At 68.3% G+C, this 12275-nt stretch carries 9 protein-coding genes and 1 pseudogene; 1 reads left to right on the forward strand and 9 read right to left on the reverse strand.

The window, feature by feature from the left end; translation table 11 throughout:
- Positions 1–714: 714 nt before the first annotated feature.
- From cheB to GA615_RS26885, 7 genes are read right to left on the reverse strand one after another with little or no spacing between them, the layout of a single operon-like run.
- Positions 715–1770, reverse strand: a complete 1056-nt coding sequence (gene cheB / locus GA615_RS26855; RefSeq protein ID WP_152054434.1) for a chemotaxis-specific protein-glutamate methyltransferase CheB — start codon at positions 1768–1770, stop codon at positions 715–717.
- Positions 1767–4634: a hybrid sensor histidine kinase/response regulator gene (locus tag GA615_RS26860; protein ID WP_152054435.1), complete on the reverse strand. Its 2868-nt coding sequence runs from the start codon at positions 4632–4634 to the stop codon at positions 1767–1769. Before GA615_RS26860 ends, cheB begins: the two co-directional genes overlap by 4 nt.
- On the reverse strand, positions 4631–5245 hold the full coding sequence (locus GA615_RS26865; protein ID WP_152054436.1) for a chemotaxis protein CheW: 615 nt from the start codon (positions 5243–5245) through the stop codon (positions 4631–4633). Before GA615_RS26865 ends, GA615_RS26860 begins: the two co-directional genes overlap by 4 nt.
- The gene (locus GA615_RS26870; protein WP_152054437.1) at positions 5242–6555 is read right to left on the reverse strand and encodes a CheR family methyltransferase; all 1314 of its coding nucleotides are present in this window, start codon (positions 6553–6555) and stop codon (positions 5242–5244) included. Before GA615_RS26870 ends, GA615_RS26865 begins: the two co-directional genes overlap by 4 nt.
- A gap of 5 nt (positions 6556–6560) precedes the next feature.
- Positions 6561–7031, reverse strand: coding sequence for a chemotaxis protein CheW (locus tag GA615_RS26875; protein ID WP_152054438.1), 471 nt, complete (start codon positions 7029–7031; stop codon positions 6561–6563).
- Between the two features lie 38 nt (positions 7032–7069).
- Entirely contained in the window at positions 7070–9277 is a 2208-nt protein-coding gene (locus GA615_RS26880; protein WP_152054439.1) for a methyl-accepting chemotaxis protein, read from the reverse strand.
- Positions 9274–10656 (reverse strand): urea ABC transporter substrate-binding protein, encoded by a 1383-nt coding sequence (locus GA615_RS26885; RefSeq protein WP_201750346.1) that lies wholly within the window; start codon positions 10654–10656, stop codon positions 9274–9276. The genes GA615_RS26880 and GA615_RS26885 overlap by 4 nt, the downstream gene beginning before the upstream one ends.
- Positions 10657–11026: 370 nt before the next feature.
- Between GA615_RS26885 and GA615_RS26890 the strand changes: the two genes are divergently transcribed.
- Positions 11027–11251: a hypothetical protein gene (locus GA615_RS26890; protein WP_152054440.1), complete on the forward strand. Its 225-nt coding sequence runs from the start codon at positions 11027–11029 to the stop codon at positions 11249–11251.
- Positions 11252–11431: 180 nt separating this feature from the next.
- Here the strand turns inward: GA615_RS26890 and GA615_RS28365 are convergent, their stop codons facing one another.
- Together GA615_RS28365 and GA615_RS28815 are read right to left on the reverse strand one after the other, a co-directional pair.
- Positions 11432–11755, reverse strand: a complete 324-nt coding sequence (locus GA615_RS28365) for a hypothetical protein (protein ID WP_235905690.1) — start codon at positions 11753–11755, stop codon at positions 11432–11434.
- Positions 11756–11959: 204 nt separating this feature from the next.
- Positions 11960–12259 (reverse strand): annotated as a pseudogene (locus GA615_RS28815) (calcium-binding protein); the annotation flags it as partial.
- Positions 12260–12275: the final 16 nt, after the last annotated feature.

Genomic DNA, 12275 nt, shown 5'->3' on the forward strand with positions numbered 1-12275 from the left:
GGAAGAACCACTGCGACGCGCCGGGGACGAGCCATCAGCCTGCTGAAGCAGGAAGAGTCCTCTAGGGACAGCCTCAAGACCAGGCAGTTGCGCTGTGGCTGGGATGACGACTCCCTGTCCAAAGTGCTTACAGCAGAAAAAGTTGAAGATGCGTAGACCCTGGCTCCCATCCTCCGCCCCCTCCTGGCTCGAAGGGATCACCGTATCAATCGGCATGGTCAAGGGAGCAATAAAACTGCCGGGCCGAGCAGTCCCGGCTCCGCACGGCCGAGCGGCTGGCGAACCTGCTGGCCGTACTCTGCGACGTCGCATGGCGGGGCTTCTGTCTGACCATCACGAGCCGAGCGACGCCCGGGGCCCCGGCGGAGTTGGCCCTGACGGAGCGAAGTCGGGGATTGTGATCCTCGATCACCTCGGCCGGGGATGCGAGTGTCGGCGAAGCCGACCGCGAAGCTGGGGGCGATCCGGCACGCACGAAAGACCTGACACCTGGCTATATGTTGATCTGGCATGGGCTGATCTGACTCGTGGACATTCTGCTCGGCTTCGAACCGAGTGGTGGGTCATTAGAATGCTCAACAGGATGGTCACGCTCGTGTGTCCTGTCCTACGACTCGACCAGTTTTCCCCTTGCCGCGAGGGGATGGATGGTCGTCGATTGCATTGGATTCGCGCCGACGGAAGTGCGATCGAGGTGGAGCCCGGAACCAAGGTTCAACGATGGTGGGCGAGTGCGTCGATGGCAGCGATTACGGACGGGCCGATCCGGGGGGGTGGGAGGATCTCGATCGCCGCGCCCAGCTCGGCCGCGGCGCGGGGCATGCCCCAGACGGTACAGGTCTCGCGGTCCTGGGCGATGGTGTGCCATCCCAGTTCGCGAAGGGCGAGCAACCCGCGGGCCCCGTCTCGGCCCATCCCGGTCAGGACCACGGCCACTCCGGGGCGGACTCGACGCGCAGCCAGACTCTCGAAGAACACGTCGACGCTCGGTCGGTAGGGTTGGGAGACGGGCTCGGGGGTGATCGAGAGTCGGCCGAGGTCGTCAAGTACGACGTGGTCGTCGGTCCCACTAACAAGGACGGTCCCGGGGACGGGTCGATCCCCTTCGCCGATGAGCCGGATGGGGAGTCGAGCGTGGCCGGCCAGCCATTTGGTGAGTCCCGGTGCGAATGAGGCGTCGATATGCTGGATGACCACGACGCTCGCCAACCAGTCGGCCGGCAGCAATTCGAGGACCTCGGCCAGAGCCTTCGGGCCGCCGGTCGAGGCCCCGATCACGACCATCGGCGGGAGGTCGTCGATCGGTGTCCCGATGCGGGGTGCCCCGGTGGGCCCCTGCGACGGCAGACGAGGAGACCTGCTCTCGATCGCGGACCGGCCACTGAGCTGGGCGAGCTGTGAGAGCTTGCGGACCAGATCCTCACCCCCGTTCACCACGCCGCCGGGGCCGAGGGCCGGCGTGTTCACCGCATCGAGGGCGCCGTGCCCCATCGCCTCGTAGACGCGGTCCATGTTTCCGCTGACCGTCGCCGTCACGACCAAAATCGGGCAGGGGCTGGAGCGCATGATCAGGCGGGTCGCCTCGACCCCGTCCATCCGGGGCATGATCAGGTCCATGAGCAAGGCGTCGGGCCGGTCGGCCGCGGCGAGGTCGACGGCCTCGACCCCGTCGGCGGCCGTCCAGGCCACCTCTGCGCCGGGAACCGCCCGCACCACGCGTCGCAGCGCCTCGGTCGCCAGTGGCGAGTCGTTCACGATGGCAACTTTCACCGTCGCACCGCCTCCCCGATCAGGTCGACGACGGTTGAGATGAACGTCTCGTCATGGAAACTCCCCTTGGTCAGGTAGGCGTCGGCGCCTGCTTCAAGGCCGCGGAGGCGATCCTCCTGACGGTCTTTGTACGACACGATCACCACGGGGAGCCCACGCAGCCGAGGGTCGTCTCGGACGCGTCGGACCAACCCGATCCCGTCCAGCCTCGGCATGTCCACGTCGCTGACGATCAGATCATACCGCCCCTGCCGCAAGGCATTCCAGCCGTCCATCCCGTCGACGGCCGTGTCCACCTCGTACCCGTGGTTGGCCAGCAACTGCCGCTCCAGTTCGCGGACCGTGATGGAATCGTCCACCACCAGGACGCGTTTCGAGGCCGGGGGCCTCGTCGCCGACGGGGAGGGGCCGGCGTCCGACGCCCCCAGCCGGAACCGATGGCCGTGCAACCTCGCGTCGATCGAACGGACGAGATCCTCGACGTCCAGGATCAGGACCGGCCAGCCGTCGTCCAGCACCGACGCCCCAGCCACGTCGGGGACCTTTCCCAGCCTCGGGTCGAGCGGTCGGATGTCCAGGTCACGCTCCCCGATCAAGGCGTCCACCAGCATCCCGAACCGCTGCCCGCGGTCGGCGACCACGACGATCGGCGACCGGCCCTCCACACCCGACCACGCCGAGTCCTCGCTGAGCCCGAGCACCAGCGCGGCCGGCACCAGGCCAATCGGCTGGTCGTCGTCCACCCGGATGAACGGACGCCCCTCCAGCTCCTCCAGGTCGTCGGGCGAGACGACCACGACGCGGTCGAGCCGGTTCAGCGGGACCGCATACGGTTCTCCGCCGATCCTCACCAGCAGCGCCCGGATGACCGATCGGGTGATCGGCAGTCGGAGGTGGAACTGGGTCCCCTTGCCCAGCGTCGAAGTGGTCTGGAGCAGGCCGCCGACCGACTGCACCATGCTCTGCACGACGTCCAGCCCGACCCCCCGGCCGGAGAGCTCGGTGACTTGCCCCTTGGTCGAGAAGCCGGGAAGGAACAGGAACTCGAACAGTTCGGCGTCCGTCAAGTGGGCCGCCATGGCCGCGCCGGCGAGCCCGCGCTCGACGACCTTGGCCCGAAGCCGCTCGGGATCGAGCCCCCGGCCGTCGTCCGACACGGTGAGGTGCAGCATCCCCGCCTGGTGCCTCCCCTCCAGGCGGACGGTCCCCTCGGCCGGCTTGCCGGAGGCGATGCGGTCCTCGGGCGATTCGAGCCCGTGGTCGAGGGCGTTGCGGATCAGGTGATTCAAAGGCGCCTCCAGGCGATCGAGGATGTCGCGGTCCACCCCGGTCCGCTCACCCACGACCTCGAACCGGACCTTCTTGCCCAGTTGGCGTGCCACGTCGCGGACCATCCGGGGGAAGCCACGGACCCCGTCGGCCAGCGGCCGCATTCGGCTCTGGATCACCTCGTGGTGGAGCCGTTCGGCCAGTTGCTCGTTCCTCCGCGCATATCGTTCGAGCGACTCCATGACGCGGTCCAGGTCGGCCAGGCAGCGATCGGCGACGTTGGAAGCCTGCCCCATCGCCTCGCGACGGCCGAGGCCTGCCCCGGCACGGCCGTCTCCGGCGTCTCTCCGTTGCAGCGCCCGAAGCGCCTCGCACAGCCCGGCGTGGTGGCCCCGCACCGCCATCAACGAGTCGACCAGCGGCCGGAGTAGCCTGACCTCGACGAGCGCCTCGCCGGCCAACCCGAGTAATTGCGTGAGGCTCTCGGCCGCGACCCTGACAACGGCCTCGGGCGAGGCCGCCGGGGCCGCCTTCGCCGACGTCGGCCCGACGGGGAGCGATGCCGCGGGTACGGCCGGGGCCGATCCTGCGGGCTCATCCGGCGCCGAGGACTCGACCGGCACGGGTTCGACCGGCTCGGCGGACGGCGAAGGCCCGACCGGCCTGGGCTCCCGACCCTCGGCAAGGGCACGAAGCGCGGCCACAAGGTCATTGATTCGTGCCGCGTTCGATCGGTGCCACCCCTCGAACACCGTCTCGTCGAGTTCGCCGCACTCCGACAACACATCGACGGCCTTCAAGCACGTATCGACCGCTGCGGACTGCAACGTGATGGCCCCGCGCTGGGCGGCGACCATGACGTCCTCGAGGGCGTGGGCGACGCGCTCGGCGGCGGCCAGGCCGACGATCCGCGCCGCCCCCTTCAGCGAGTGCGCCGCTCGCATCATCGGCTCCAGGGCCGTCGTCTCAGCCCCCTCTCGGTCCAGCGCAACAAGGCCCTCGGAGAGCGTCTGCACGTAAACGTCCGCTTCCTGGCGGAACAATTCCAGGAGGGAGAGATCGGCCAGAGACACCTCGACCACCCCGGCTTCGGGAGTCCCAGGGTTGGGCTGGGGAACGCCTGCGGTCGTTTCCCCAGGCGTCTCCCCGGGAATGGTCGAGCCGGAGTGATCGGGCTTCGGCGAACGCCCCTCGGCCACGAGACGCAACACATCGGCCAGCCGGTCCGCCTGCCCCGCCTCGGCCTCGACCCACGCGGGCAGCTCCTCGTTCGAGGTGGAGGCGCAAGAGGCCAGCCAGTCCACCGCCGCGAGCCCCGCGTCGACCTCCGGCTGGCCGAGCGTGATGGCCCCGCGCTGGGCGGCGACCATGACGTCTTCGAGGGCGTGGGCGACGCGCTCGGCGGCGGCCAGGCCGACGATCCGCGCCGCCCCCTTCAGCGAGTGCGCCGCTCGCATCATCGGCTCCAGGGCCGCCGGATTCGAGCCTTCCCGCTCGATGGCCATCAGGCCCTTCGAGAGCGCATCGACGTACACGTCCGCTTCCTGGCGGAACAGGTCGAGCAATGTGACGTCGAGCCCGCCCCCGTCGCTCATCGGTCGAAGGCCTCCATCGCGTCGAGGAATCGGCCAGGGTCGAGCACTCCAACGGTCTGCTCCCGCCACCGGAAGGTCGCCTCGCAGTGACCTTCGGCACGCTCGACGGTCGACGGGAGCCCGCGGAGCCGTTCGACCGGCACCAGGTGCACGCCGGCCACCTCGTCGGCCTCGAAGGCGACCCAGCCGGTGCCCCTCGCCCCCTCCGCCACCACGACGCGACGACCCTCGCCGGGCTCCCCGCCCGTCGCCGCGACGTCGATCGATAAGAGCCGGAGGACGTCGACGCAGGGCGACAACCGCCCCCGGATGTTGATGAGCCCTCGAAGCAGCCCCCCGACCCGGTGCGGAACCCGATGGATCGGGCGGGACTCGGCGACCTCGACGAGGGTCGACGTCGGGATCGCCAGCCAACTCCGGGCCACGCGAAAGACCAGGAGCGAGGCGACGTCGGAAGACTCCTCGGCCTCGGGCGCGGCCAGGACCGCCGCCCACTCCTCCAGGTAGCCGGGAGGAGGAGGCCGGTCGAACAGGCGACGCGCCTCGTCGGCGAGCGATCGGGAGTCGGCCTGCTGGGCCTGGTCGTCCTCGCCCGGGTCGTGTCCGGTCATGATCCGTTCCCCCGTCGCGCCGCGCGATCGGCTCGTCGTCGGTAGTTCGCGGCGGCGATGCGGTCGCCCCGCGCATCGACCAGACCCGCCAGCGCGAGCAGAGCCTCGACGCGATCACCGTCCAGATAGACCGCGCGACGGTAGCACGCCTCGGCCCGGTCCGCCCGCCCTGCCGCCTGCTCAATCGATCCCAGCAGCACATATGCCGACGGGTCTGACGGGGAGCGTGACACCAGGCGACCGGCCATCGCCAGCGCCGACTCCCACGCCCCCTGGTTCGCCAGCTCGGAGACGCGATCGACGGTCTCCGGCACCATGGACTGTTCCTCGAAGCGGGCGGACAGGGGCCGAATCGAAGAGATCTGAGGCGTCGCGGTCGACCCCGTCAGGGACGATCGGGCGAACCCCGGTGCTGAGCGGGGTCCGGACGTTTCTCCCGCCCCATCAACCCGCTGAGGTGTCCGAGAGGGGGAGGGATTCGTCGCCCCCGGGAGGTCGGCCGATGCGCGGAGGAACGCGAACGCTCCCGGACTCCGCGAAGGCCGGAAGTCTGGGCCGTGCAGCAGTCCCGCCTCGGCATGCCCTACGAAGAGGGTCCCTCCCGGCGTGACGAGCGTCTTGAGGGCCGCGACGGCCCGACGTTTCGCGTCGTCGTGGAAGTAGATCAGGAGATTGCGGCAGAACACCACGTCGTATGTCCCGAGCGCGTCCGGCAGCACGGGGTCGAGCAGGTTTCCCTGTCGCCACTCCACCAGGTCGACCGCGGGCGAGGTGATCCGCCAGTCTGCCCCGGCCCGCTCGAAGTACCGATCCCGGACGGCCGCGTCGATCCCCCGAAAGGAGTGTGCCCGGTAGACCCCAGACCGAGCACGCTCCAGCTCTCGGCGGCTGACGTCGACGGCGACCACCTGGAATCTGTCCGGTGTCAGCCCGGTCTCGAGGAGCGTGATGACTACCGAGTACGGCTCCTCTCCTCCTGCACAAGGCGCGCAAAGGAGCCGAAGCGGAGGGCGCGTCAGAGTGTTTCGCCATCCAGGGGCAATGACCCCGGCGAGGTGCGCGAACGGGAGCTGGTCGCGGAAGAACCAGCTCTCGGGGACCACGACCTCCTCGACCAGCGCCTGCCGCTCGTCCTCAAGGTCCGAAAGCACCTTCGCATAGTCCCCCTCGCCCATTCCGAGCGCCTTGCGTCGCGAGGCCACCGCCTGTGCAATCGGCCCTCGGCCGAGTGAATCGGGGTTCAGCCCGATCCGCTCTCCCAGCACCCGCTCGGCGGCGTCCAGGTCGGGATCGGACGCGGGGCCGCTCATCGCCGTTACTCCATCCCCGCCGCGGTCGCCTCGGCCGGCTCATTCTGCTCGCCATGTATGACCACCTCGACCAAGAGCCGAGACGGGTCGATCAGCTGGACGAGCTGTCCGTCGATCCGGGCGACCGGGCCAAGGTAGCCGACGCGCTGGACCGGCGAGGCCAGGGTCGTCAGGTCGACGGACGAGACCTGCGCGAGCTCGCTCACCCGCTCGGCCGCCAGCCCGATCCGACGACCATCCTGGTAGGCACCGAACAGGATGACCCGCGTGCTGAATCGGCCCTCGCACGTGAGGGCGTCGACCAGCCGGCCGAGGTCGACCACCGGCACGACCTCCCCGCGGTAGTCGAGCAGTCCCACGACCGCCGATGAGGCGTAAGGCAGCCTCCGCAGGGCGACCCGGGGGACGACCTCTTCAACGAGCGACACGTCCACGCCGTAACGCTCTCCACCGGCCTCGAACGTCAAGATCATCATGTTCCTCGGCCTCGTTCCGCTCGATTGTTTGGTCGTCGTCACGCCCGCCCTGCAACCACCGCAACGCCATCGGACCGCCCCCGGGAGGCGTCGTCGCCGCCTGAGGATCCGGCCGCGGCCGTAGGGGACGCGGGCTCCAGCTTGAAGAACGCGATGTCGTCCCTCAAAGCGCTCACCGCCTGGCGGAGCCGCTCGGTCGCATCATTGAACTCGCGGACCGAGGCGGCCGACTGACCGGCACCCTCGCTCAGGTGGACCATTGCCTCGCGAATCTGCTCAGCCCCGAGGGACTGGGCACGCATGCCGTCGGTCACTTGCTCGAACCGAGGGGTCAGGTCGCGGACCGCGTCGATGATCTGGCCGAGGCTGCCGGCAACCCGATTGACCTCCTCGACCCCCTGCCGCACCTGCTCGTGGAACTTATCCATCTCCATGACACCGGACGAGACGCTCTGCTGCATCTCCTTGACCATGCGCTCGATGTCCAGGGTGGCCACGGCGGTCTGGTCGGCCAGGCGACGAATCTCGCGGGCGACCACCAGAAAGCCCCGGCCATATTCGCCGGCCTTCTCGGCCTCGATCGCCGCGTTGATCGAGAGCAGGTTCGTCTGGTCGGCCACCTTGGTGATGGTCGTCACCACGAGGTTGATGTTGTTGGCCCGCTCGCTGATCACGGACAGGCGGGAGCTGATCGAGCCGGTCGACTCGGCCAGGAAGCGCATCGAGCGATCCATGTTGACGAGCGCGTCGTGCCCCTCGGCGGCCATGGCGGCGGTGCCGGAGGCCACGTCGTTGACGTCGTTCATGGTGCCCAGCAGCTCCTGGCTGGTGGCGGTGATCTGCTTCACCGCCGCGGCGGCCTCGTTGGTCGATGCGCCATAGGCCTGCACCGTCTGTTCCTGCTGCCGAGACGCCGCCGAGATCGTCGTCGCGGTGCCGAGCAACTGCACGCTGGACGACTTCATCCGGCCGATCAGCCCGCGAAGGTACTCGGACATCGTGCGGAAGGCGGCCAGGAGCTGCCCCGGCTCGCCGTCGGCGTACTGGTCGACCTGCCCGGTCAGGTCACCCTCGGCGATCCGGCGGGCCACCTCGGCCGCCGCCCGGATGGGACGGGCCAGGCTCCCGGCGACGAGCAAGGCCGCCGTCACCACCCCGACGGCCGTCAGCCCGAGCAGCACGAACATCACCAGCCGTTGGTGTGCGATCAGCGCGAATGCCTCGTCAACATCCTGCTTGACCACCAGGCCCCATCGATAGCTCGGCAGGTACCCCCAGGACGCAACGATCGGCTGGCCCCGGTAGTCGAGCGAGGGGCCATACCCCCGCCGCGCCAGCACGGACTCTTGCAACGGCAAGGCGCGATCCGAGCCCAGCTCCACCCGCTTGTTGACGCTCTGCTCCTCGCCGCTCGGCAGTTGAACCGTGGCCGTCTCGGCGTCCTCCGCCGTGGCGTGCCGGAGCGGCGAGACGATCGTCACCGTCCTGCCCCCCTCGGTCTCGTCGGGCTGGTCGAGCGCCCCGACGAGCACCTCCCCCGTCTCTCCCAACCCCGTGTAATCGGAGAAGACGCGGAAGACCTCGCGGTTGTCCAGTTGCAGGGCGAGCACGCCGATCAGTCGGCCGTCTTCCCTCAGCAGCGGCGTCCCGACGAAAGCCACGGGCTGATCCGTGCCGGGGTAGATCGCAAACGCAGAGAGGTCGGCCATCAAGAGTGTCCGCGTCCGGTCCACGAGTCGAGCGAGAGGCGTGTCGCGAAGCGGCCCAGCTCCCAATTCCGTCCCCGGGTCGGGCGCACCGTCCGAGCGCAGCAATAGTCGGCCGTCGGTCGCGAAGACTAGGACCTCCGGGTAGCCGAGCGTCTCCATCGTGTACGACAACGTTTTTTTGTACTGATCGGATAGCTCGCGGTATTCCGCCGAATCCATCCCCACGAGATCAACGACCTCGGCGAGGCGGATGGTCGCCTCAATGAACGCCGGCGCGTGTGCGAGCGATGTACCGTACCGGACACGGTCTCGGGCGAACTGCTCCAGATCGGCCGCACGGGCCGCCTGGATGACGCCCAGGTTCCGCTCCACCGTTTCGGCGATCGACCGAGATGAGATCCGGTCCAGCAACAGCGTCAACGCCAGGCACGGTACCAGGGCGATCGCCAGGAACCAGAAGGTCAGCCGGCCGGCGATCGATCGCGGGATCAGCCGGGGGAACCGACTGACGATCGCCTCTCTTGAGAACCAGCTCATCCGCCGACCTCCCCCGTCGTCTCGGCCGTCACCGGGTCGGACGTCCCCTCGACCCCTTGCGGCGGCCGTGTCGCCTCGGGGCTCGCCGATGCGTCTGAGACGAACTCAATCGTTCCCGAGGGGTTGCTCCAGCGCTCCCCCCAGCCCGTGTAGAGATCCCGCACCAGGCCCTCCCAGGCCGACCTCGGCCGGAAGATCGGATAGGGGACCGGCCTCAGCGGGCGGTCCGAGCTCCAGATGATTTCGAACTGACCGTCCTCGGTCACCCGGCCGATTCGGGCCACCTTCCACGTGTGCTGCGTCTCCGGATCGATGCTCACCACGCCCTCGGGCGCTTCAAGGCTCTGTTGGCGCAAGGCACGTCGGACGTCCCTCGGGGTGACCCGGTCGGCGTCCTCGACCGCCTGGGCCCACAGTTTCACCCCGTCGTATGCGGCTTCCATGGGGTCGCTCACCAACCGGGCGTTGCCGTACCGCGCCCGGAACTCCGAGACGAACGCCCGGTTCGTCGGTCGGTCGATGCTCTGGAAGTAGTTCCAGGACGCATATTGACCGGCAACCGACTCCAGGTTTCCCATCGCCTCGAGTTCGACCTCTGCAATACTGAACGATACCACGGGAATTGGGCGTCGCCCCCGAGTGGCCTCGGCAAGTGCTTCGAAGAACGGGAGATTGGCGGCACCGTTGATCGTGTTGAAGATCACCTCCGGCTCGGCCGCCACAATGCTGTCGACCAGTTCGTCCATCGCTGTGGCCGCGAGCGGAACATAGGCCTCCCCCACCACCCGGCCCCCCCTGGCTGCGAGCTGGTCACGGATGATCGCGTTCGCCACCCGTGGAAAAATGTAGTCGGACCCAACCAGGTAGCACGTGTTCCCCAGATGCTCAAGACTCCAGGAGACCGCCGGGATGATCTGCTGGTTGGGCGCGGCCCCGAGGTAGACGATGTTCGGCGATTGCTCGCACCCCTCATACTGGACCGGGTAGAAGAGCAGATGGTCGGCTTTCTCGACGATCGGCCGCACCGCCTTCCGGCTGGCTGACGTCCAGCAGCCGAAGATCGCCGAAACCTCCTCGTCCTCGATGAGGCGGGTGACCTCGCGGGCGAAGACAAGCTCGTCCGAAGCGCCGTCGGCGATCACCCAACGGATTGGCCGCCCGAGAACCCCGCCCCGCTCGTTCAGCTGTTCGAACGCCAGCACAGTGGCGTCGATCACCCCGCGCTCGCTCTCGGCCATCGGGCCGGTCCTCGAATGCAGGATCCCAACGACGACCGGTCTCGCTCCCGACCCGATCACCCCCGCCATTGCCAGGCCACCGAGAACCGCTGCCGCCAGCACCAGCAGCAACGCCAGCATCATCGCCCATCGCGTCGCCACTCGAGCCCCTCCGACCAGCCGAGCCTCTCTTGGTCCCCGACCCCCGCAGCCGCGCCAGGACCGCCAAGGAATGAAGTTCGACCTCAATCCTCTTACAAGAGCGTAATTCCACCTTTCCCAAAGTATCACCCGCCACACCCTCTCGCAATTCGCCCCCCGGCGAATGAAAAATCCGGTGGTTGTCATCAAGCGAAGGATCTCGGTTCCTCGGTCGGCGTGGCGACGACTTCTGCGGTCCTCGGGGGCTTACTATCGTCTGGAGGCCGCCGGTGTGCCGAAGCCCGGGCCGTCCGACAAAGGAGGATCGGCGACGGCAGGCCCCCCGGCCGACCGACGCCCGGATCGACACCGCCCGAGAGGAGCCCTTCGCATGATCGCTCGAGCCCGGGGCGTGAGCGCCACCGCCCTGCTCTGCCCGCTCGCGGTCGCCGCCGCGGCGATGACCCAGGAGGCCCCGAGGCCGCCCGAGGCTCGGGTCGTGCCGAAGCGGCTGGAGGCGCACGGGGATGTCCGGATCGACAACTTGGACTTCCCCACGAATGGCGAGCGCGGGGTTCACGGTGATCCGGCACGCTCGAACTCGTTGGGTGACTGATATCCCAAGGGAGGAATGCCTCCGGACTCGGTTATCAAACACTTCGATGGATTCGAACAGAACAGAGTCCGTATGAGGACATCCAATCGCAATGGCGCGAGAAAGAAGTCGAGCCGGCGCCTCTTGATGTGGAGGGGCCGGCTCTATGGAACCTCACGGGACTTTGTCCATGCCTCGCCGTCAACGACGACGCAGCTGGGCCAGCATCACTCGCCGCTCGGCAAACGGTATCTGGCTGGCCCGAGGAATCTCCCGGGGGCCGAATCGCTCGCGCTGCGGGCGAGAGAGCGGATCGGCCCGGAACCTGCCCTGGTCACCGGGCTGGACGACGAAGATGGCGGTCGGCTCGGGGATCGTCACCTGGAAGATCGTTGGGGCCAATGACGTTGGGGGAATGACCGGATCGACGAGGCCGCCAACCAGATAGACGCGATTGAGCCCGCCGCCGAGGGCGAAGCGGTCTCTGTAGCGAGTGTGGTCGCGGTGCGCGAAGGCGATATCCACGCCTCGTCCCGAGACGACGAGTTCCGAGATGCTGTCGTCGCCCGCGTCAAGGAGGTTGTGTTCGTTTCCGCCGTCGAGTTGATCCGCACCAGGGCCGCCGCCGATCACGTCGTTGCCGTCCGGGGACAGGATCGGGCGGAACGTATGCGGGATATTCGGGATGCCGTCTCCCCCGTGGAGCCGGTCGTTACCAGCCCCACCGAAGATCATATCGTCGCCGACACCTCCGAAAACCGTATCATTGCTGTCGGCGCCAAGCAGGAGGTCGTGGCCCTCGTTGCCGAAGAGTTGATCATCTCCCTCGTCGCCGACGAGGACATCATCATCGGCTCCACCCGTCAGGACGTCGTTGCCGAGACCGCCTCGGAGTTGATCCGCGCCCTGGCCGCCTGCCATGATATCGTCGTCATGTTCGCCAAGCAGGACATCATCACCGCCGCCGCCGTGCAGGGAATCGTCACCGATGCCGCCGCTGATCAAGTCATCATCCTCGCCGCCATCGATCCGGTCGGGACCGCCT

It is taken from the genome of Tautonia marina (assembly GCF_009177065.1).
Lineage (GTDB): Bacteria > Planctomycetota > Planctomycetia > Isosphaerales > Isosphaeraceae > Tautonia > Tautonia marina.

Excerpts from the sequence above, each read along its gene's own strand:
- GA615_RS26875 (WP_152054438.1), bottom strand. The coding sequence starts at position 7,031 with ATGATGATCTTGACGTTCGAGGCCGGTGGAGAGCGTTACGGCGTGGAC.
- GA615_RS26870 (WP_152054437.1), bottom strand. The coding sequence starts at position 6,555 with ATGAGCGGCCCCGCGTCCGATCCCGACCTGGACGCCGCCGAGCGGGTG.
- GA615_RS26890 (WP_152054440.1), top strand. The coding sequence starts at position 11,027 with ATGATCGCTCGAGCCCGGGGCGTGAGCGCCACCGCCCTGCTCTGCCCG.
- GA615_RS26860 (WP_152054435.1), bottom strand. The coding sequence starts at position 4,634 with ATGAGCGACGGGGGCGGGCTCGACGTCACATTGCTCGACCTGTTCCGC.
- GA615_RS26865 (WP_152054436.1), bottom strand. The coding sequence starts at position 5,245 with ATGACCGGACACGACCCGGGCGAGGACGACCAGGCCCAGCAGGCCGAC.
- GA615_RS26880 (WP_152054439.1), bottom strand. The coding sequence starts at position 9,277 with ATGAGCTGGTTCTCAAGAGAGGCGATCGTCAGTCGGTTCCCCCGGCTG.